We start from the raw sequence: 20,898 nt of genomic DNA on the forward strand, positions 1-20,898 counted from the left end.
AAATCCTGCTCCGACTCCTATGCCCGACTAGTCGTGACTATGAAAGGTTTGCGCGGATGCTCTCGCCCCGCCGACTGGCAGCGACCGCCGCACTTCTCGCAGTTGTGGCCGCCGGGGTGCTCGCGCTCCTCGTCCTGGCCGGCCTGCTCACACTCGGCGCGGCGGCGGCCGTCGCGGCGTTCGCGGTCACCCTGGCCGCCCTTGCCCTCCTGCTGCTCACCGTCCGCCGCGTGGACGGCAAGGCGCACCGGATCGACCTGCGGATGAAGAAGCACGAGGCCGAGCTCGCCCGCGCCACGACCGCGCTCAGGAACCTCGAATCCCGGGTGGAGCTGCTGGTCCAGGCCGTCGAGGAGTCGGCCGCGCGGCGCGCCGACGACATCGGGGCGATCCTCGCCTCGCTCGGCGAGGACCGCGTGCACGCCATGACCAGGGCCCGAGAGGTCGAGGAACTGCGCGAGGAGGTTCGCGCGCTGGCCAAGGGCCTGGCATGAGCCGCGTCCGGCACAACGACTACGGGGTGCTGCGCCCGCCCGCGATCGGGGCCTGGGAGCCGGAGCTGAGCGTGTCGGTGGTCATCCCGGCCTACGACTGCCAGGAGGCGCTGGAGCGTGCGGCGTCCGCGCTGGCCGCGCAGACCTATCCGGCCGAGCTCGTCGAGATCGTGGTCGCCGACGACGGCAGCACGCCGCCGGTCGAGCTGCCGGGGGCCCGCGTCGTGCGGGTGACCGGCGGCTGGGGACGCGGCGCGGCCCGGCAGGCCGGGCAACTGGCCGCCACCGGCGAGGTGATCCACTGGCTGGACTCCGACATGATCCTGGCCCCCGACCACCTTGAGGCGCACATGCGCTGGCACCACCTGCTGGACCATGTGGTGGTGATCGGCGACATCCGGTTCGTGACCGCGCCGGGCGAGGAGGGCACGCGGCCGGAGTACACGAGCAAGACCCTGGAGTCGACCCGCATGCTGAAGGACGCGGGGACGAGCGCGTACCTGCTGCACACGGGGGCCTCCACGTCGGTGCGCGCCGGGCTGCTGCGCGCGGCGGGCGGCGTGGACGTCTCGCTCAACATGGCCGAGGACACCGAGCTGGGGTACCGGCTGGCCCAGGCGGGAGCGGTGTTCGTGCCCGATCCGCAGGCCAGGGCGTGGCACGTCGGGCCGTCCACGGTGATGCTGCGGGAGAAGGAGGTCCACCGGCACAACTGGTCGTACCTGGGCGACCTCGTCCCGGACCTGCGCTGGCTGCGCGGCCATCCCCGGCGCCACTGGCGGGTGCCGTACGTGCGGGTCGTGGTGAGCGCCACCACGTACGAGGAGACCCGGGCGAGCGTGGACGCGGCGCTGGCGGGCACGCTGCCCGACGCCGCCGTCACCGTCGTCGGCCCCTGGGGCGAGCTGACCGGCGAACGCCGGTCCAGCCTCGACGACCCGCTGCTCGACCTGCGGCTGCTGCACAACATGTACGCCCACGAGCCGCGCGTCACGTTCGCGGAAAGCGAACCGGACTCGGCCGCCCCCACCCCGTTCCTGCTGCGGCTGCCCGCCGGATGGGTCCTGGGGGCCGACACCCTGGCCCGGCTCGTCCGGCTGGCCGACGAGGACCTGCTCGGCCTGGTCTGCGTCGCGCTGGCGGAGGACGGCGGAGAAGACGGCGGCGAGGTCGTGGCCGCCCGGCTGGAGCGCACGGCCGCCTTCGCCCGCGCCGCGCGCTTCGACGGCGCCGCCGACGACCTGGTGGACGAGCTGTTCGGCGTCCTGTGGGTCGAGGGCGGCGAGCACGGCTTCGGCCCCGCCGAGGACGCTCCGCCGCTGGGCGGCGACCCGGCCAAGTGGCGCGCCCTGGCGGTCCGGCGGCTGGAGGAGACCAAGGAGCTGCGGGCCGAGGTCGACCGGCTCGCCGCCGAGGTCGAGCGCCTGTCCGGCCCGCGGGACGAGGAGGACCCCGCTCCCGGGCCGCTGAGCTCCCTGATCCGGCACCTGCGGAGCGCCGGATGATCGCCGACCAGCCCTCCGCCGAGCGGCGGACGGTCACCGCGCTGCTGGCGGAGTTGCCGGGCGCCCGGGTGTTCCTGGCCGGCATCGAGAGCCAGGCCCTCCTGACCGGGCCCACCGGGACAGGCGTCGTGGATCTGGACCGGGACCTGCTGGAGCCGCCCGCCGAGCCGGAGTCGGCCGATCACGTCCTCGTGGTCGCCGGGACGCCCGCCGACCTGCGCAGGGTGGCCACCTTGCACAAGCTGCTCCCGCTGGCCGGGCGGGTGGTGGTGTGCGTGCTCGACACCCCCGCCTCGCATCCGGCCCCCGTGCCCACGCCGACCCCCGCGCATCGCTGGCGGTCGCTGACGGACCTGCGGGTGTACCAGCCCAGGAGCCGGGTGTGGGTGGTGGACGCCCGCTTCTCCGCCTCGACGCCCGCCGGCCGTACGGTGGCCGCGACCGCCCGCGCCTTCGCCGGGCACCGGCTGGACGTGATCGCCGCTCCGGCCGCCGGCATCGCCGGGATCGGCTCGGCCGACTGGCGTCCGGGCGACCCGAACGCGACGCCCGCCGAGGTGACCGGCCCGGTCCCCGAACGCGTCGGCGCCCCCGGCAGCGACCTCGTCCTGCGCACGCTGGGCCCGGACGCGCGCCCGGCACCGGTCCTGGCCTCCGCCCTGGCCCCGTCGCCGCCCGGATCGGGCGAGCCCGGCGGGATCGGCTGGGCCGGGGATCAGGCGCCCGTCGAGCGGCCCACGATCGTGGCCGCGAGCTGGGAGAGTCTCGGGCGTCCCGGTGGGGCCGGGTCGCCGCTGGCCGATCCCGACGTGCTGAGTGAGCCGTCGATGGTCCCGCCCGTGGACGAGCGCCTGGTGAACCCCCAGGGTTTCGTGACCACGCCGTCCCGGGGCATGGCCGCGCTGGCCGAGCGCGACGGCCGCTGGTCGGTGCTGCTGGACGGCAAGGTCGTGACGACGTTCGCCGAGTCCGGCGGGGTCACCGACGCCGACGTGGCCAGGCTGCGGCAGATCCGGGGCGTCGAGGTGGGCTGGCAACATCCGCACAGCGGCCCGTTGGCGGCCGTACGGGTGCTGGCCGGTCTGGCCGCCGCCGGGGTGCCGCTGGTGACCGGGGCCGTGCCGCGCTGGGCCGGGGCTCTCGGGGACGAGCTGGCCGCGCTGCTGCCCGCCGCGCCCGACCTGTCCGACGACCTGCGGCGCGAGGAGCACAGCATCCGGCTGCGCCGGGCCGCCCTGCGTACCCATGGCGTGGCGGCGCGGTGGGAGCAGTTCGGCGCGCCCGCCCCCGCTCCCCCGCTCACCTCCGTCCTGCTGGCCACCCGGCGCGCGGACATGGTGCCGTTCGCCCTGCGGCAGATCACCCGCCAGCGCGACGCCCAGCTCGAAGTGGTGCTGGCGCTGCACGGCGTCCCCCGGGAACATCCGGACGTCGCCGCCGCCCTGGCCGCCTTCGACGGTCCGCTGACCGTGTACGAGGCCGACCCCGGGGCCGTCTTCGGCGAGGTGCTGAACGAGGCCGCCGCCAGGGCCTCCGGCTCGTTCCTGCTGAAGATGGACGACGACGACTGGTACGGCCCCGACTTCCTGGCCGACCTGCTGCTCGCCCACGCCTACTCGGGGGCCCAGGTGGTCGGCACGGTGCCCGAGTTCGTCTACCTGGCCTCCATCGACGTCACCGTGCACCGCAGCCAGGTCACCGAGCAGATCACCAGCTTCGTGGCGGGCGGCACGATCCTGGTGGAGCGCTCGGCGTTCCAGGCCGTGGGCGGCTTCCGGCCGCTGCGCCGCTCGGTGGACACCCAGTTCCAGGAGGCCCTCCAGGCGGCGGGCGGCCAGATCTACCGCACCCACGGCCTGGGCTACATCCTGCGCCGGGGCCCGGCCTCCGCCCACACCTGGCAGGAGCCGATCGGCACGTTCCTGCGACGCAACAGACGCCAGTGGCGCGGGTTCCGCCCGAACGCCCTGATGGAGCTGGAGGGGAGCAGCCGCCCATGACCGCCGCCCGGATCCGCGGGAACGACTTCGGCGTCCTTGACCCTCCCGAGCTGGGGGCCTGGGAGCCGGCGCTCGCGGTCACGGTCGTCATCCCCGCGCACGACCGCCAGGAGACCCTGGACCTGACGCTCGCCGCCCTGTCCGCGCAGAGCTACCCGGCCCACCTGCTCGACGTGATCGTGGTGGACGACGGCAGCGCCACCCCCATCCGCCTGCCCGAGCTCGTCCCGGGCGGCACCAAGCTGATCTCCAGTCCGCCGGGCGGCTGGGGACGCGCCTGGGCCGTGCAGGCGGGCCTGGACGCCGCCGCCGGCGAGGTCGTCCTCGTGCTGGACGCCGACATGGTCCCCCACCGGCGGCACATCGAGGCCCAGCTCCGGTGGCACCACCTGGCCCCGTACGTGGTGGCGCTCGGCTGGATCGACTTCACCTCGGCCACCGAGCTGCCCACGCCCTGCCAGGTCGTCGAGGCCCTGGACGCCGGCGCCGAGGACGGCCTGTTCCCCCTGTCACCGCACCGGCACGACTGGGCCGAGAAGATCATTCACGACCACGACGGCCTGCGTACGGCGTCCGGCGCGACGGCCTCCCGCGTCCACGTGGGGGCGACGGTGTCGTACCCGGCGGCGCTGCTGCGCTCGATCGGCGGCATGGACACCTCGCTGGTGCTGGCCGAGGACACCGAGCTGGGGTACCGGCTCACGCAGGCGGGAGCGGTCTTCGTCCCGGACCCGGAGTCGCGGGCGTGGCACGTGGGCCTGCCGACCGCGATGCGCGACGTGGCCGCCTTGAAGCGGTACAACGATCCCTACGTGGCCGACCGGGTTCCGTACCGGCGGTACCTGCGTACGGATGCGGGGCGGCAGTGGCTGGTGCCGTACGTGGAGGCGGTGGTGCCGGCGGGCGGGTACGAGGACACCCGCGCCACCGCGGACGCCCTGCTCGCCTCCTCGATCCCCGACGTGCGCCTCACCCTCACGGGCCCGTGGCCCGCGCTGCCCACGGGACGCCGTTCCCCCCTGAACGACCCCGATCTGGACCTGCGCCTGGTCAAGGCCACCTTCGAGCACGACCCGCGGGTCCACCTGGCCACCGAGCCGCCCGCCGGCACGACGGCCCCCTTCCGCCTGAGCGTGCCGCCCGGCTGGACCCTCTCCCCCGGCACGCTCGAACGTCTGATCGCCCATCTGGAGGAGCACGACCTCGGCAGCCTGTGCCTGGCGCTGGACGAGACCGAGCACGGCGTGGTCGCCGCCCGCCTGGACCGTACGGCGGCACTATCCAGAGCCGCCCTGGTCGCCACCCCCGACGACCACCCGGACGACCTGATCGACACCCTGTACGGCCTGGAATGGGCGGACGGCGCGTCGTGGGGCCTGCACCGCCGCCCCGGCGTCTACCCGCCCCGCAGGCCGCCGGTCGCGGAGCTCGCCCGGCTCGCCGCCCGCCACGAGAAGGACCTGACCCTCCACCGCAAACGCGTCGCCGCCCTGCGCGCCGAGATCGCCCAGCTCCGCCGGGAGGCCGCCAAGAACGACAGGGACGCGGCCCGCTGGCGGGAGAAGGCCGAGAGCTGGCGGCGTGAGGCGGTGCGGCTGGCCCGCGAGCAGGACCGCACGGTCCTGAAGCGGGCCGTCCGCCGCGTCCGCGACCTGGCCTTCCCCGGCCACTGAGACCCGGCCTTCCCGACCATCGGGAGCCGGCCTTCCCCGCCCGCTGACCGCCGGGCGGGGCGGGCGTCAGTCGTCGCCCTCCACGCGCATCACGCTGGCGACCGCGCGGACGATGTCGAGCTCGCGCAGCTTCTCCATGGTCGCCGTGAGGGCGGCGTCGGTGGCGCGGTGGGTGACGATGACGAGCTGGGCGTCGTCGCCGTGGCCCTCCTGGCGGACGGTCTGGATGGACACGTCGTGCTGGGCGAACAGGTCGGCCACCCGGGCCAGCACGCCCGGCTTGTCGGCCACGTCGAGCGCCACGTGGCAGCGCGTGACCGTGTCGCCCATCGGATGGACGGCCAGGTCGGCGTAGGTGGACTCCTCGGGCCCGTGGGTGCCGGCCAGGCGGTTGCGGCCGACGGCCACGATGTCGCCGAGCACGGCCGAGGCCGTGGGCGCGCCGCCGGCGCCCTTGCCGTAGAACATGAGCTGCCCGGCCGACTCGGCCTCCACGAACACCGCGTTGTACGCCTCGCGCACCCCGGCGAGCGGGTGGGTGCGCGGGATCATCGCCGGGTGCACCCGCACGCCGAACGAGCGGCCGTCGTCGGAGCGCTGGCAGATGGCCAGCAGCTTGATGACGTAGCCCATGGCCTTGGCGGAGGCGACGTCGGTCGCGGTGATCTCGGTGATGCCCTCACGGTGCACCTTGTCGGCGGTGGCCCGGCTGTGGAAGGCCAGTCCGGCCAGGATGGCGGCCTTGGCGGCGGCGTCGAAGCCCTCGACGTCGGCCGTCGGGTCGGCCTCGGCGTAGCCGAGCGTCTGGGCCTCCTCCAGGGCGTCGGTGAAGGACGCGCCCGAGGTGTCCATCTTGTCGAGGATGTAGTTGGTGGTGCCGTTGACGATGCCGAGCACGCGCTTGACGTGGTCGCCGGCCAGCGACTCGCGCAGCGGGCGCAGCAGCGGGATCGCGCCGGCGACGCTGGCCTCGAAGTAGAGGTCGCCCTCGCCCCGCCGGGCCGCCTCGTGCAGGGACGAGCCGTCCTCCGCCAGAAGGGCCTTGTTGGCCGTGACGACCGACTTGCCGCGTTCGAGGGCGGCCACGATGAGCGTGCGGGCCGGCTCGATGCCGCCGATCACCTCGACGACGATGTCGATGTCGTCGCGGGTGACCAGGGACTCGGCGTCGGTGGTCAGCAGCGCCGGGTCGACCTCGATGTCGCGCTTGCGTCCGAGCCTGCGCACGGCCACGCCGGCCAGCTCCAGCGGGGCGCCGATGCGCGCGGCCAGGTCGTCGGCCTGCTCGTGCAGGAGCCTGATGACCTGCGAGCCGACGACGCCGCAGCCCAGCAGAGCCACTTTCAGCGGTTTCACAGCTGCCCCCTCAACAGGTCGTCCTCGGTCTCGCCCGCCACGATCACCCGGGTCACGCCGTCGGCGACGGCGACCACGGCGGGCCTGGGCAGGTAGTTGTAGTTGCTGGCCAGCGAGCGGCAGTAGGCGCCGGTCGCGGCCACGGCGACCAGGTCGCCGGGCGCCAGGTCGGCGGGCAGGTAGAAGTCGCGCACGATGATGTCGCCGCTCTCGCAGTGCTTGCCGACCAGGCGGCTGAGCATGGGCTCGGCGTCGCTGGCGCGGCTGGCGAGGGTGGCGGTGTACTCGGCGCCGTACAGGGCGGTGCGCACGTTGTCGCTCATGCCGCCGTCGACGCTGACGTACGTGCGCAGCCCCTCGACGTCCTTGACCGTGCCGACCTCGTAGAGGGTGATGCCGCCGGGGCCCACGATGGTGCGGCCCGGCTCGACGGTCAGGCGCGGCACCGGCAGGCCGGCGTCGACGCAGACCTTGGTGACGATCTCGCGCAGGCCGTCGGCCAGCTCCTTGATGTCGGGGGCCTCGTCGCCCTCGACGTAGGCGATGCCGTAGCCGCCGCCGAGGTCGAGCTCGGGCAGGACGACGTCGTGCTCGTCCTGGATCTGCACGAGCAGCGTGGCCAGCCGTCGCGCGGCCACCTCGAACCCGGCGGTGTCGACGATCTGCGACCCGATGTGGGAGTGGAGGCCGACCAGGTCGAGCTGCGGCAGCGCGAGGATGCGGCGCACGGCCTCGGCGGCGGCGCCGGTGTTGAGCGACAGGCCGAACTTCTGGTCGTCGTGGGCCGTGGCGATGAACTCGTGGGTGTGGGCCTCGACCCCGGTGGTCACCCGGATCATCACCTTGGGCCGCTTGCCGAGCTGCTCGGCGAGGTAGCCGAGGCGGGCGATCTCCTCGTAGGAGTCGACCACGATGTGGCCGACGCCGCACTCGAGGGCGCGGGTCAGCTCGGCCTTGGACTTGTTGTTGCCGTGGAGGGTGATGCGCTCGGGCGGGAAGCCGACGCTGAGCGCCACCGCCAGCTCGCCGCCGCTGGCGACGTCGAGCCCGAGGCCCTCCTCCGCCAGCCAGCGCACGAGCTCCTTGCACAGGAACGCCTTGCCCGCGTAGTGGACCTCCGAGCCCTGGAAGGCCGTGGCGTAGTCGCGCATGCGTGAGCGTACGTCGGCCTCGTCGAGCACGTAGAGCGGGGTGCCGTGCTCGCGGGCCAGATCGCGCACGTCGACGCCGCCGACAGTGAGCGTGCCATCGGTCCGGGTCGACGTTCGGGGCCAGATCGCGGGATCGATCCGGTTGAGGTCGGCGGGCGCCATCGGCGGGCGCTCGTGGGGCAGCATCTCGGCGTGCCGGTCCCCGGCTGGATGGACGAATCGACTCACCCGATCGAGGCTATCGGAATCGCCGGCCCTCCCAGGACCGCTGCCCACGTATCGAGACGCGATCAAGGTCCAGAAGGGATATTTTTACGATTTTTCGCGGTTTGGCCGGATATTTTACGAGCCGTCACAATCTTTCCGGTCCCACCAGTACCTCCCGTACAGCCTCCGCCAACCGCAGCCGCGCCGTGTGCACCGGCCGGACCGGTTCGTCCCCCATCGGGACGGCGGGCGCGTGCTCGTGGGCGTCGTGGTAGGCCAGCGCCAGCCGGACCAGGAAGGTGTCCCAGGCGGGGGCGCGGCTGACGGCCCGTCCGGGCAGCTCGGCCAGCACCCGCAGCACCCGGCGGTCGTGGGGGCCGTCGAGGAGCTCGGGCCGGAACCCGGTGAGCGGCACCCCCAGCTCCCCCGCCCACCGGCGCACCGCGCACGCGCGGGCGTGGCCGTACCGGACGACGAAGCCGGGGTTGTCCCACGTGCGCGGGAAGTCGGGCCAGCCGGGATCGGGCAGGTCCGCCGTGGGCAGCGACTCGACCAGCCGCCCCGGCACGTCCACGACGATGCGCAGGAAGCCGTTCGGCCGCGCCTCGGCCCCGGCCACCCCCGCCACGGCCCGCACCCGCGCGGCCAGGTCGGGCGGGGGGATCCGGCGGCGGAGCGCGGCGGCCGAGACGTAGACGGCCTCCCGCTCCCACGTGCCCTCGGGCACCGGCGGCTCCCCCAGCACCTCGGCCAGCAGGTCGATCATCGCCCCAGCGTAGGCGTCAGATCAGCGCGTGCGGCTCGGCCGAGCCGTACTCGACCAGGTGGGCCGCGCCGAGCAGCCAGCGGTCCTCGTCGCGCACCCGTACGTAGCCGAAGCGGTCGGCGGAGAAGACCTTGACGCCGTCGGTGCGGCACTGGCGCATCATGACCTCGTCCCAGCCCTCGGTGAGGTCGGCGAAGCCCACCTCGCGCAGGGCATTCCTGCGGGCGAGCAGGGTGGCACCGGCGATCTCGGGAAGGTAGGCGTACTCGGCCTCGGGCTGCTTGAGCAGGGTCGCCTGGGGCTTGCGCAGGTGGGCGTAGAAGGCGGCCTTGCCGACGATGTCGGCCGTGCTGAACAGGAAGGCCCGGCGCAGGTCCGACAGGTAGTGCGGGCCGTAGACGTCGCGCGGGTCCATGACCGCGACCAGGTCGGCCTCGCACAGGTCGAGGCCCTTGGCCAGCATCGCGCCCTCGGACATGGCGGGGTGGGGCCGCCGGTACAGGACCTCGGCGTCGGTGAGCAGGTCGCGGGCGCGCAGCTCGGCCTCGGGCGGCCCGATGACGATCACCTGAGCCACGCCCGACTGCCTGGCCACCTGGGCCAGCGCGTGCTCCATGAGCGTCGGGTCGAGGATGGGCAGCAGCACGGAGGTGTCGAGGGTGGCGCGGGCGCTCGGCAGGCCGATGGCCTCCAGCAGCTCGTCCACGCGCTCGGTCATCGTCCCCATGTCGTAGGCCCGGCGCAGGGCCACGTGCGCCCGCCGCGAGTCGGGCTCGGTGCCGATCGGCGTGCCGCAGGCGGCGATCTCGGCCAGCCGCCACTGCGGCGTGCCGGGCGGGCATTCGGCCGCCGCGGGCCAGCGGTAGGAGGTGAGCACGTCGGGATAGGCCAGGTGCGGCGGCAGGAGCTGGTCGAGCGTGAGCACCCGGTCGATCCGCCCGCCGGCCAGCGGCAGCGGGTTGTGCACCCGCGGCTGCACGCCGAAGTGCAGGCGCGGCCACGCGACGGTGGTGTCGCTGGTGAAGCGGTGCTCGAACAGCTCGGCCGCCGCGGCGTAGTCGGCCACGTCGCCCTGGGTGTGCCAGAAGACGGTACGGATGCCGCGCTCGGCACACCAGGCCAGCAGCGCCCTGAGCCCGTCGCCCGGCTCGCCGGTCAGCTCCTCCAGCCACGGCCCCTGCGTGACGGACTCCACCACGAGCAGGTGGGGCACCTCCAGCGGCAGCACCCGGGCGAAGTCGCGCGGCGTGAAGCCGGTCGTCTGGCGCCACTCGTAGCGCAGCAGCGCCTCGACGTGCGGATCGGCGACGACGGCGGCGGTCAGGTGCGGCCGGGTGTTGGGCCCGGTGGGGATCCGGTACGGCTTGAGCTTGAACGAGGCCCCGCCCAGCGTCCTGGTCGTGCTCGTGGCCTGGAACGACGCCCCCGGACGCGCCTCCTTGGCCCCCTGGACGGCCACCGGCCGGCGCTTGGGCGCGCTGGGCCGCTTGACCGGCTTCGCGGCGCCCCTGAGCCCCTTGGCCAGCCGCACCGGGTTGTTCTTGCCGCTCTTGATGGCGTCGCCCAGCCGGTTCCAGCGGGCGACCTTGATCGAGGACAGCTTCCAGTTGGCCACCTCGGCCTGGAAGCGCTGCTCGGCCAGCTCCCTGCGCAGCTTGTCGGCCGCGGCCCGCTCGGCCTCCAGCCGCTCCTCGGCCTCGTCCAGCCGCTCGGCCAGCTTCCTGACCTCCTCGGCGTTCTCCTCGGCGGCCGCCAGCCTGGACTGCGCGGCGTCCAGCAGCCTGGCCAGTTCGGCCGCGCGCTCGGCCTGCGCGACAGCTTCCCGCAACGCCCGACGCGTGCTTTCCAGCTCGGTAGACAACCGGACCTCCGCTCTCTCAGCCCGGCAAAGGATACTCTTTTGCAGGAAGCGTCTCGAAGGGATGAGATCCGGTGCAGTTCAACGTGCGACCCTACGTATGCGGCGCTCTCGGCCGGATCGACACCTCCATACTGGGCAAACTCACCGCCGCGGGCCCCAAGGTGCGGCCCGCGCTCCAGACGGACGAGGCGGCGTTGTTCAGCTCCGCGCCGCTGCCGCCGTACCACCGGGCGGGCGGCGCGTTCGCGTTCTCGTGGGGCGAACGCAGGCCCGCCGCCGCCGAGGACTGGATGACGGTCGCGGAGACGTACGAGACGCCCGGCCTGATCGGCGACGGCGCGCGGGTGACGCTGCACGCGGGCGCGCTCGGCCTGGTCGACGTCTACCACGTGCGCCAGGGCGACGCGGTCTACTTCTCGTCGCTGATCCAGCCGCTGCTCAGCCTGGTGCCCGTCGAGATCGACTGGGCCGCGTGGGCCTCGATCATCCAGGTGACGTTCCCGCTGGGCGAGGCGACCCCGAACCGGGAGATCAGGCGGCTGCCGGGGTCGAGCGCGCTGGTGTTCGAGCACGGCCGCCTGGCCACCGAGCGCCGGCTGCCGCGCTGGCTGCGCACCGAGCCGTACGAGGCCTGGACCAGCCCCGAGGAGATCGTCGAGCTGCTGCACCACGTCTACGAGGACTACGACGGGCGCAGGCTGCTCGTGCCGGTCAGCGGCGGCTACGACTCGCGCCTGCTGGCCAGTGTGGCCGTGGCCCGCGGCGCCGACGTCGAGTCGTGGACCACCAGCCCCGACGACGGCACCGACACCGACATCGCCTTCGCCAAGGCGATCACCCGCGAGCTGGGCATCCCGCACCGGGTCGTCACCCAGGACGCCGCCGCCTACCCCGGCGACGCCGCCGAGGTGGCCCGCAGGCTGGAGTACCTGACGCCGCACCACGCCTGGTACGCGCCGTTCGCCAAGGAGGTGCACGGCTCGGGCCGCATCCTGGTGGACGGCCTGGCCGGCGGCCCGCTGCTGAAGAACTTCATGGTCAGCGGCGCCGCCCTGGAGGCCACGACGCAGGCCGAGCGGTCGGCGGCGCTGCTGGGCTCGCTGTCGCTGGGCGCGCCCGCGCAGCCGTTCCTGTCCAAGGCCGCCGCGCAGTGGATGGAGGAGACCGTGCGCGACCAGTTCGCGGCGGCCACCTCGATGCTCCACGGCCACCGGGCCGAGCTGCCGCTGTCGGTGCTGCACACCAGGACCGTGCGCGGCATCGCGCGTTCGGCGGTCAACCTGGTGGGCCCGGAGGCGTCGTTCGCGGCGCCGTTCATCCATCCCGCCTTCTTCGACGCCGCGCTCAGCGTCGGCGTCGCGCGCAAGGACAAGGGCCGCTTCTACCGCGAGGTGCTGCACGCGGCCAACCCGAGGGTGGCCGCGCTGCCCTCCACGAACGTGGTCAAGCAGCCGCTCCAGCGGGTGCCGCTGCGTTCCACGGCCGCCCCGGCGCGGGCCTACTCCCACGCCATGCTCGAAGTCGTGGCCCGGCGCGTGCCCGGGATGCTCTCCGACGAGCTGCACGAGGTGATCGCCGGCGGACCCGACGCCCTGACCCGGTTCAACGGCTGGAACGACCGGTTCTGGGTGCGCGGACTGGTGCTTTTCGGACTCTGGCTGAACGACTTCGAGAACGACCTCCCGGACGTCACCGCACCTTTTTAGTGGACTCTGGGTAACAGGGCGATTACATACGGATCTCGCGGGTATTACACGTCGCACAGCAGAAGCGGGTTCCGGAAAGCCACCGGGCTGGTAGTGTTCGGCCCGTAAGCGCCGCAACAAACGGGCACCAGATCACAAATCCGGTCTCGTTCGAGGGCATGGAGTTCGCAGGGATGACGACTCCACGCGGCGCGGTCACCAGCTAAGAACGCCGGGGTAACCGGTGACTTCGTCCTGCCCACATCTCTTCCTGTGAGCGACATCATGATCAACGCATCCCCATCACCGGAGTCGATCTCTGAGGCTTTCGTCTCGGAAGATCCGCGATGGTACAAGCGGGCGGTGTTCTACGAGGTTCTCGTCCGGGGGTTCAAGGACTCCAACGGTGACGGCACGGGGGACCTGCGCGGTCTCATCGAGAAGCTCGGGTACCTGGAATGGCTCGGCGTCGACTGCCTCTGGCTGCTGCCGCTGTACGAGTCCCCGCTGCGCGATGGCGGTTATGACATTTCGGACTATATGAAGATCCTTCCGGATTTTGGCGATCTGGGAGACTTTGTTCAGTTGATCGAGGCCGCGCACGAGCGGGGCCTCCGGATCATCACCGACCTGGTCATGAACCACACCAGCGACAGGCATCCGTGGTTCCAGGCCTCCAGGCACGACCCTGAGGGGCCCTACGGGGACTTCTACGTCTGGTCCGACGAGCCCACGGGCTATCCGGACGCGCCCATCATCTTCATCGGCGCCGAGGAGTCCAACTGGACGTACGACCCTGTGCGCAAGCAGTACTACTGGCACCGTTTCTTCCACCACCAGCCGGACCTGAACTATGACAACCCGGCGGTGCAGGAGGCCATGCTGGAGGTGCTGCGGTTCTGGCTCGACCTGGGCATCGACGGCTTCCGCCTCGACGCGGTGCCGTACCTGTTCGAGCGTGAGGGCACGGCGTGCTCCGGGCTGCCGGAGACGCACGCGTACCTGAAGAAGATCCGCTCGGAGGTCGACCGGCTCTACCCGGACCGGGTGCTGCTGGCCGAGGCCAACGGCTGGCCCGAGGACGTCGTGGAGTACTTCGGCGACCCCACCGTCGGCGGCGACGAGTGCCACATGGCCTTCCACTTCCCGCTGATGCCGCGCATCTACATGGCGGTGAAGAAGGAGACCCGCGAGCCGATCTCCGAGATCATGTCCCGCACCCCCAAGCTGCCCGACACCGCACAGTGGGGCATCTTCCTGCGCAACCACGACGAGCTCACGCTCGAGACGGTGACCGAGGAAGAGCGCGACTACATGCACAAGGAGTACGCCAAGGACCCGCGCATGCGGGCCTACCTCGGCATCCGGCGGCGTCTGGCGCCCCTGCTGGACAACAACCGGGACCTGATCGAGCTGTTCACGGCGCTGCTGCTGTCGCTGCCGGGCTCGCCGGTCATGTACTACGGCGACGAGATCGGCATGGGCGACAACATCTGGCTGGAGGACCGCGACTCGGTCCGCACACCGATGCAGTGGAGCCCCGACCGCAACGCCGGGTTCTCCTCGGCCGACCCGGGCCGGCTCTACCTGCCGGCCGTCATGGACCCGATCTACGGCTTCCAGGCGGTCAACGTGGAGGCCCAGCAGCGCCACGAGGGCTCCCTGCTGCACTTCACCCGGCGCATGCTGGAGATCCGCAAGAACCACCCGGTGTTCGGCCTCGGCGCCTACACCGAAATGTGGTCCTCCAACCCGTCCGTGCTCACGTACGTGCGCGAGGACCGCGACGACGTGATGCTCTGCGTCAACAACCTGTCGAGGTTCCCGCAGCCCGTCGAGCTGGACCTGCGCAGGTTCGAGGGCATGGTGCCGGTCGAGGCCCGCGGCGGGGTGCGGTTCCCGCCGATCGGGGAGCTGCCGTACCTGCTGACCCTGCCGGGCCACGGGTTCTACTGGTTCGCGCTGAAGCCCGAGGAGATCAGCGCGAAGTGACGGGCACCTGGGCACGGGCCGCGCGGCGGGCGGGAATGAGCGCCACCGCGAGGGCCGTGCCCACGGCCGTCACCACGGCCACCCCCAGCGTCACCGGCGAGGGCGCGCGGCCGATGCCCGCGCCCACGCCGCTCGTGTGACCCTGCAGGTCGATCAGTCCCACCACCACGGACGCCCCCACCGCCGTGCCGGCGCCGACGCCGAGCACGACCAGCAGGCCCGTGCCGGTCACCAGCGTGGCCATGACCTGGCGTGGCGTCAGCCCCATGGCCTTGAGCACGGCCAGGTCGAAGGCGTGGTCGCGCAGCCCGATCGCGCTCGCGGTGAGCAGGTTGGCCAGGCCGATCAGGGCCAGCACGCCGATGAGCGCCACGATCACCACTCTGATGATCGACAGCCGGTCGGCCGGGTTGACCGCCGCCTGCACGTCGATGCTCTCCCCCGACTCCGCCAGCAACCTGGCGCGCACCTCCGCCTTGTCCGCGCCCGGCCGCAGGGCCAGCGCGTAGTACTGCGGCGGCACCGAGTCCTTGGCGGCCAGGCTGTCCAGGCCCACCGAGAGCACCTCGCCGTCCAGGTCGGGCTCGACGGTACGCCCCACGATCCGGACGATCAGCGGCGAGCCGCCCACGGTCAGGCGCACCCGGTCGCCGATCCTGACCCCCAGCAGGTCGAGCAGCCCCTGCCCGGCGACCGCCTCGCCGGGCTCGGTGTAGCCCCGACCCTCCACGACGGGGAACGGGTAGGGATCGATCGAGGTGCCGACCGCCCGCACCCTGACCGAACGGGCCTCGCCCGGGGCCAGGGCGTTCACGTCGGTGCCCGGGTAGACCGAGCGCACGTCGCGGTCGCGTTCGGCGATGCGTTTGGCGTCGGCCGACTCCAGCTTGCCGGGGCGGACGTACAGGCTGGCGTGCTGGCCAACCTGCTCGGGGTGGCTGAGGAAGTTGTCGAGGGTGGCCCAGACGCCGAGGCCGATCGTGATCATCATCATCGGCACGGCCAGGCCGAACGCCGTCAGGAACGCCGGCACGCGCCTGGTGAAGGCGTCGCGGGTGCCCAGGATCAGGGCGGGCGGGAGGCGTACGAGCAGGCCGAGCCGGGCCAGCCGGGACAGGTGGCCGCGCGGCGGCGAGGCCGGCACGGCGGGGATCGGCGGCGTGCGCGCTCCCCGCCAGGCGGGCACCCCCACCGCGCCCAGCACCACCAGCGCCGTGCCCGCCACGATGGCCAGCACCGGCATCGGCGCGGCCGAGTACGTGCCGAGCACCACCGCCGTCGCCCCCCAGCCCGCCAGCGCGCCGAGCCCGACGCCGAGCAGGCCGAGCGCGCCGTGCTCGACCAGGAGCAGCAGGGCGACCTGGCCGCCGGTGAAGCCCATCGACTTGAGCGTGGCCAGGTCGCGGAGCTGGCCGAGCACCCGGCCGCCGGCCGCGTTGGCCAGCGCGAGCGCCGCCGCGACCATGCCCACCACGCCGAACAGCGCGAGCAGCGTGCCGAGCAGGCGGTTGTCCAGCTCCATCGCGGCCCTGACCTCGCGCCAGGTGTAGACGCGCTGGAGCTTGTCCTCCAGCATCACCACGACGCGCTGGGCCACGACCTGGCTGGCGTCGGGGTCGGCCAGCCGCAGCCCGGTCACCCATTCGCTGCGGCCCAGCATGGGCTCGACGCGGTCGAGCGTGGCGGGCAGCACCCAGGCCAGCCCGGGGGTCCATTCGGGGTAGAAGCCCTGGTCGGCGGAGTCGGCGATGCCGCGTACGTAGAGGGTGTGGCGCTCGCCGCTGAGCGCGATGACCGTGAACGGCGAGCCGATCGCCAGGCCGAGCGACCTGGCGAAGGAGTGCTCGACGACCACGCCGTCGGGCTGCGCGCCGTCGAGCCACCTGCCCTCGGCCAGCACGGGATGGGCCACCTGCGGCGGCGCGGCGGGCATCGCGCGCAGCGACGCGGGCTCCTTCTTGCCCTCCTGCGCCACGGTCACGGGGGCCGAGCGGTAGGGGCCCGTGGTGCCGGTGACGCCGTCGATGTCGCCCAGGGCGACGTCGGGGTCGTCGTCGGTGTAGACCCAGACGTGGGCGCCGTCGGTCTGGGCCGACAGGCTGCGCCACGGGTTGGTGCCGTCCTCCAGGAGAGTCGCCGCGGTGATCAGGGCGGCCACGATCCCGGCCACGACCAGCACGGTGAGCACCGCCTGGCCCTTCCTGGCCCGCAGGTCGGCCTTGATCCACCGGCTTCCGGCCAGGGTGGTGCTCATCGGAGGTCGATCACCTCGCCGGCGGTGCGGGTGCGGCGGCGGGCGATGCGGCCGTCGTCGACGATCTCGCCGTCGAACAGCGACACCAGCCGGTCGGCCAGGCTGGCCACCCGGGCGTCGTGGGTCACCATGACGATCGTCTGCCCCTCTTTGTGCACGTCGCCGAGCAGGCGCAGCACGTCGCGGGTGTTGCGGCTGTCGAGGTTGCCGGTCGGCTCGTCGGCCAGCAGCAGGCTGGGCTTGTTGGCCAGGGCCCTGGCCAGCGCGACACGCTGCTGCTCGCCGCCGGAGAGCTGGGCGGGCGAGGCCCCGGCGCGGTCGGCCAGGTTGAGCGCGCCGAGCAGGCTCTCGCGCCGCTCGCGTGCCACCTTGGGCGAGGCTCCGGCCAGCAGCGCGGGCAGCTCGACGTTGTCGCCGACGGTCATGTTGGCCACCAGGTTGAAGAACTGGAAGACGAAGCCGACCTTCTTGCGCCGCAGCAGCGCCCAGGCGCTCTCGGAGAGGGTGTCGACCCGCTGCTCGTCGAGCCAGATCTCGCCGCTGGTGCGCGCGTCGAGGCCGCCGAGCATGTGCACGAGCGTGGACTTGCCCGAGCCGGACGGCCCCATGATCGCGACGAACTCGCCCGGCTCGACCTGGAGATCCACCCCGCGCACGGCCGGCACCGGCACTGCGCCGTCTTGGTAGATTTTGACCAGATTGACCGTTTTTAGGACCGAGCTCATGCCAGATCCTCCTGGCATCGCTCCAGCCAGTCAAGATCGGCCTGCAGGTGCAACATGGCTCCCTCGATCAGCAGCAGGGCGACCCGGTCGGTGGGCGCCGTACGGGAGAGCAGGTCGTTGAGGTCACCCATGAGCGACATGTAGTGGCGGCGCTGGCGGTTGATCAGCGCCATCCGGTCGGCGATGCCGGTGAGCGGGGCGAGCACGAGCTTCATGAAGAACTCGTCGCGCACCCTGGGGCCCTCGGTGGGCTCGTCGACCCAGATGGTGAGCAGGTCGCGGCCCTTGGCGGTCAGATAGTAGACCTTCTTGTTCGGCCGGTTGGACTGCTCGACGTCGACGGCCCTGACGAGCCCGTCCTTCTCCAGCCGGCCGAGCGTCACGTATATCTGCCCGATGTTCGGGGAGGGGTAGGCGCTGCCGAACGTCTGCTCAAGGGCCTGTTTGAGCTCGTAGCCGTGGGCCGGTTCCTTGGCCAGGAGCGCCAGCAGGTGAAGCCGCACGCCTCACCTCCCCGCTTTGTGTTACGTGAGCGTTACGTAGGTATCCGTTGACCATCAGATTACAGGTGTGCATAACATGAATGCATCTACCTAACACGTATGTAACCCCGCTGAATGTGGAGGAAACAGAGTGCTGCGCCCGCTTTCGTTCGTTCTGGTCGGCCTGTTGGCGGCCGGATGCGCGGTGGCGGGTGACGAGGGCGGCGGCGAGACGGGAACGGGCGGCACAGGCCCGATCACCTTCGCCACCGGACGCGACACCACGGCGTACCTGCAACCCCTGCTGGACCGCTGGAACCAGGCCCACCCGGCCGAGAAGGTGACGCTGCTGGAGCTGCCCGAGGCCGCCGACGAGCAACGCGCCCAGATGGTGGCCAACCTCCAGGCCCAGAGCAACCGCTACGACGTGCTGGGGCTCGACGTGGTGTGGACCGCCGAGTTCGCGGAGAACGGCTGGATCATCCCCCTGGAGCGCGGGTTGTTCCCGCTCGACAGGTTCCTGCCGCCCGTCGTGGACACGGCCGTCTACAAGGGCAAGCTCTGGGCTGTCCCGTACACCAGCAACGCGGGACTGCTCTACTACCGGACCGATCTGATCAAGAAGCCGCCGCAGACCTGGGCGGAACTTCGCGATGAAGCACGAGAAGTAACGAAAAAGCGGGATATCGGAGGCTATGCGGCCCAACTCCTGGCCTACGAAGGCTTGACCGTGAACTTCTCCGAGGCGGTGCAGTCGGCGGGCGGGCAGATTCTCAACCACGACGGCACGGAGGTGACCCTCGATCCGGCCAAGGGGAAGATCGCGCTCGACTTCCTGATGCAGGGGCTGCGGGAGGGCTGGATCACCGGCGACTCCCTGAGCTTCAAGGAGGAGGAGTCGCGCCTGGCCTTCCAGGACGGGAAGCTGGCCTTCGCCCGCAACTGGCCGCACGCCTACGGCCCGGCCAGGGCCAAGCTGGGCGACCGCTTCGCGGTGACCCGGCTGCCCGGCCTGAACGGTCAGGGATCCAGCACCCTCGGCGGGATCAACCTGGCCGTCAGCGCCTACTCCAAGCACCAGCACACCGCACAGGAGTTCATCCGCTACTTCACCAGCCTGGAGAACGAACGCCGCGTCCTCACCGAGGGCTCCTTCCCGCCCGTGTGGACCGAGCTGTACGACGACCCGGCCCTGATCAAGCGGTTCCCGTACCTCCCCGTGCTCAAGGAGAGCATCCTCGCCGCCAAACCACGGCCGGTGAGCGCCAACTACAACCAGGTGAGCCTGGTGATCGCCAGCTCGGTCGCCAAGGCCCTGGCCGCTCCCGCGAAAGAGTCCGCCGACGATGTCGCGGTCTCCATCAAGTCAGAACTCGAAGAGATCATCAGAACCCAGTGAGGCAAGCCATGCGTAAAGCCAGAGCAGCAGTAGTCCTGGCAGGGCTCGCGGTAGCCGTCGCCGCCTGCGGCAACGCCCCGACGACGACCACCCCCACCGCCTCGGAGTCCGCGCCGGCCAGCACCGCCGGCGGCGGCAAGACCCTCGAAGGCGTCAAGATCGAGGTCGCGGCCAAGTGGACCGGCGCCGAGCAGAAGAACTTCGAGCAGGTGCTCAAGGCCTTCTCCGACAAGACCGGCGCCACGGTCACGTACGCCTCCACGGGTGAGGACACCGGCGCCTACCTCGGCCCGCGCATCCAGGGCAAGAACCCGCCGGACGTCGCGATCCTCCCGCAGCCGGGTCTGGTGCAGCAGTACGCCAAGCAGGACGCGCTCAAGCCGCTGACCCCCGAGGTCACCCAGGAGATCGACACCAACTACACGCCGTACTGGAAGGAGCTGGGCTCCGCCGACGGCAAGGTGTACGGCGTGCTGATCAAGGCGGCGCACAAGTCGCTGGTCTGGTACCGCTCCGAGGCCTTCGAGGAGGCCGGCGTCCAGGTGCCGACGACCTGGGACGAGCTGATCAAGGCCGGCCAGACCATCGCCGACTCCGGCACCCCGCCCTTCTCCCTCTGCGGCGCCTCCGGCTGGACGCTGACCGACCTGTTCGAGAACGTCTACCTCTCCAGCGCCGGCCCGGAGAACTACGACAAGCTCTCCAAGCACGAGATCCCGTGGACCGACCCCAGCGTCGCCACCGCCCTGGAGAAGATCGCGCAGATCGCGGGCAAGAAGGAGTTCGTGCTCGACGGCGCCTCCGGCGCGCTGCAGACCGACTTCCCGACCTGCGTGACCAAGGTGTACGGCAACAAGAAGGCCGCCATGGTCATCGAGGCCGACTTCGTCGCCACCCAGGCCACCCAGGACGGCGCCAAGGTCGGCGAGGGCGCCAAGTACTTCCCGTTCCCGAAGGCCGGCGACACCGCCCCGGTCGTGCTCGGCGGCGACGTGGCCGTGGTCATGAAGGACTCCCCCGGCGCGATGGCCCTGGTGCAGTTCCTGGCCTCCAAGGAGGGCGGCGAGATCTGGGCCAAGCTCCCCGGCTACCTGTCGCCCAACAAGAACGTCTCCCCCGACAACTACCCCGACGAGCTGACCAAGCAGCTCGGCCAGACGATCGTCTCCGCCGGTGACGCCGTCCGCTACGACATGTCGGACCTGGCCCCGAGCGCCTTCGGCGGCACCGACGGCAAGGGCGAGTGGAAGGTCCTGCAGGACTTCCTGCGCGACCCGAGCGACGTCAAGGGCGCCCAGACGGCGCTCGAGGCCGAGGCCAAGAAGGCCTGGAAGTAAAGAGGTAAGGC

General features: G+C 72.0%; 15 protein-coding genes. 8 read left to right on the top strand and 7 right to left on the bottom strand.

Going from position 1 to position 20,898, the window contains the following annotated elements:
• Positions 1 to 56: 56 nt before the first annotated feature.
• The 4 genes from ACIHAD_RS01040 to ACIHAD_RS01055 are packed head-to-tail and all read left to right on the top strand — an operon-like array spanning position 57 to position 5,672.
• On the top strand, positions 57 to 494 hold the full coding sequence (locus ACIHAD_RS01040; RefSeq protein WP_397352260.1) for a hypothetical protein: 438 nt from the start codon (positions 57 to 59) through the stop codon (positions 492 to 494).
• Positions 491 to 1,999: a glycosyltransferase gene (locus ACIHAD_RS01045; RefSeq protein ID WP_397352261.1), complete on the top strand. Its 1,509-nt coding sequence runs from the start codon at positions 491 to 493 to the stop codon at positions 1,997 to 1,999. The genes ACIHAD_RS01040 and ACIHAD_RS01045 overlap by 4 nt, the downstream gene beginning before the upstream one ends.
• Complete coding sequence (locus ACIHAD_RS01050) at positions 1,996 to 3,999, top strand: glycosyltransferase (RefSeq protein WP_397352262.1); 2,004 nt, start codon at positions 1,996 to 1,998, stop codon at positions 3,997 to 3,999. The genes ACIHAD_RS01045 and ACIHAD_RS01050 overlap by 4 nt, the downstream gene beginning before the upstream one ends.
• Entirely contained in the window at positions 3,996 to 5,672 is a 1,677-nt protein-coding gene (locus tag ACIHAD_RS01055; RefSeq protein ID WP_397352263.1) for a glycosyltransferase, read from the top strand. Before ACIHAD_RS01050 ends, ACIHAD_RS01055 begins: the two co-directional genes overlap by 4 nt.
• A gap of 66 nt (positions 5,673 to 5,738) precedes the next feature.
• Here ACIHAD_RS01055 and ACIHAD_RS01060 read toward each other — a convergent pair whose 3' ends face one another.
• From ACIHAD_RS01060 to ACIHAD_RS01075, 4 genes are all read right to left on the bottom strand, one after another.
• The gene (locus tag ACIHAD_RS01060) at positions 5,739 to 7,028 is read right to left on the bottom strand and encodes a homoserine dehydrogenase (RefSeq protein ID WP_397352264.1); all 1,290 of its coding nucleotides are present in this window, start codon (positions 7,026 to 7,028) and stop codon (positions 5,739 to 5,741) included.
• Positions 7,025 to 8,407, bottom strand: coding sequence for a diaminopimelate decarboxylase (gene lysA, locus ACIHAD_RS01065; protein WP_397352265.1), 1,383 nt, complete (start codon positions 8,405 to 8,407; stop codon positions 7,025 to 7,027). The genes ACIHAD_RS01060 and lysA overlap by 4 nt, the downstream gene beginning before the upstream one ends.
• A 124-nt stretch (positions 8,408 to 8,531) precedes the next feature.
• Positions 8,532 to 9,152: an anticodon-binding protein gene (locus ACIHAD_RS01070; protein ID WP_397352266.1), complete on the bottom strand. Its 621-nt coding sequence runs from the start codon at positions 9,150 to 9,152 to the stop codon at positions 8,532 to 8,534.
• A gap of 16 nt (positions 9,153 to 9,168) precedes the next feature.
• The gene (locus ACIHAD_RS01075) at positions 9,169 to 10,980 is read right to left on the bottom strand and encodes a hypothetical protein (protein WP_397352267.1); all 1,812 of its coding nucleotides are present in this window, start codon (positions 10,978 to 10,980) and stop codon (positions 9,169 to 9,171) included.
• Between the two features lie 116 nt (positions 10,981 to 11,096).
• Here ACIHAD_RS01075 and ACIHAD_RS01080 point away from each other — a divergent pair, with 116 nt between their 5' ends.
• Complete coding sequence (locus ACIHAD_RS01080; RefSeq protein WP_397352268.1) at positions 11,097 to 12,719, top strand: asparagine synthetase B family protein; 1,623 nt, start codon at positions 11,097 to 11,099, stop codon at positions 12,717 to 12,719.
• 264 nt (positions 12,720 to 12,983) lie between these two features.
• Entirely contained in the window at positions 12,984 to 14,690 is a 1,707-nt protein-coding gene (gene treS, locus ACIHAD_RS01085) for a maltose alpha-D-glucosyltransferase (protein ID WP_397352269.1), read from the top strand.
• Here the strand turns inward: treS and ACIHAD_RS01090 are convergent.
• From ACIHAD_RS01090 to ACIHAD_RS01100, 3 genes are read right to left on the bottom strand one after another with little or no spacing between them, the layout of a single operon-like run.
• The gene (locus tag ACIHAD_RS01090; protein ID WP_397352270.1) at positions 14,677 to 16,944 is read right to left on the bottom strand and encodes an FtsX-like permease family protein; all 2,268 of its coding nucleotides are present in this window, start codon (positions 16,942 to 16,944) and stop codon (positions 14,677 to 14,679) included. The two genes, treS and ACIHAD_RS01090, sit on opposite strands and share 14 nt — an antisense overlap.
• On the bottom strand, positions 16,941 to 17,669 hold the full coding sequence (locus tag ACIHAD_RS01095; protein ID WP_397352271.1) for an ABC transporter ATP-binding protein: 729 nt from the start codon (positions 17,667 to 17,669) through the stop codon (positions 16,941 to 16,943). Before ACIHAD_RS01095 ends, ACIHAD_RS01090 begins: the two co-directional genes overlap by 4 nt.
• Positions 17,666 to 18,172 carry a PadR family transcriptional regulator gene (locus tag ACIHAD_RS01100; protein ID WP_397352272.1) on the bottom strand — a complete coding sequence of 169 codons (507 nt, stop codon included), beginning with the start codon at positions 18,170 to 18,172 and terminating at the stop codon, positions 17,666 to 17,668. Before ACIHAD_RS01100 ends, ACIHAD_RS01095 begins: the two co-directional genes overlap by 4 nt.
• Positions 18,173 to 18,302: 130 nt before the next feature.
• Between ACIHAD_RS01100 and ACIHAD_RS01105 the strand changes: the two genes are divergently transcribed.
• Together ACIHAD_RS01105 and ACIHAD_RS01110 are read left to right on the top strand one after the other, a co-directional pair.
• Positions 18,303 to 19,550, top strand: coding sequence for an ABC transporter substrate-binding protein (locus ACIHAD_RS01105; protein WP_397352273.1), 1,248 nt, complete (start codon positions 18,303 to 18,305; stop codon positions 19,548 to 19,550).
• 8 nt (positions 19,551 to 19,558) lie between these two features.
• Entirely contained in the window at positions 19,559 to 20,887 is a 1,329-nt protein-coding gene (locus tag ACIHAD_RS01110) for an ABC transporter substrate-binding protein (protein WP_397352274.1), read from the top strand.
• Positions 20,888 to 20,898 lie beyond the last annotated feature (11 nt).

The organism is Nonomuraea sp. NPDC052265 (assembly GCF_044547985.1).
Lineage (GTDB): Bacteria > Actinomycetota > Actinomycetes > Streptosporangiales > Streptosporangiaceae > Nonomuraea.

Excerpts from the sequence above, each read along its gene's own strand:
- ACIHAD_RS01050 (WP_397352262.1), top strand. The coding sequence starts at position 1,996 with ATGATCGCCGACCAGCCCTCCGCCGAGCGGCGGACGGTCACCGCGCTG.
- ACIHAD_RS01055 (WP_397352263.1), top strand. The coding sequence starts at position 3,996 with ATGACCGCCGCCCGGATCCGCGGGAACGACTTCGGCGTCCTTGACCCT.
- treS (WP_397352269.1), top strand. The coding sequence starts at position 12,984 with ATGATCAACGCATCCCCATCACCGGAGTCGATCTCTGAGGCTTTCGTC.
- ACIHAD_RS01070 (WP_397352266.1), bottom strand. The coding sequence starts at position 9,152 with ATGATCGACCTGCTGGCCGAGGTGCTGGGGGAGCCGCCGGTGCCCGAG.
- ACIHAD_RS01040 (WP_397352260.1), top strand. The coding sequence starts at position 57 with ATGCTCTCGCCCCGCCGACTGGCAGCGACCGCCGCACTTCTCGCAGTT.
- ACIHAD_RS01045 (WP_397352261.1), top strand. The coding sequence starts at position 491 with ATGAGCCGCGTCCGGCACAACGACTACGGGGTGCTGCGCCCGCCCGCG.
- ACIHAD_RS01090 (WP_397352270.1), bottom strand. The coding sequence starts at position 16,944 with ATGAGCACCACCCTGGCCGGAAGCCGGTGGATCAAGGCCGACCTGCGG.
- ACIHAD_RS01110 (WP_397352274.1), top strand. The coding sequence starts at position 19,559 with ATGCGTAAAGCCAGAGCAGCAGTAGTCCTGGCAGGGCTCGCGGTAGCC.
- ACIHAD_RS01095 (WP_397352271.1), bottom strand. The coding sequence starts at position 17,669 with ATGAGCTCGGTCCTAAAAACGGTCAATCTGGTCAAAATCTACCAAGAC.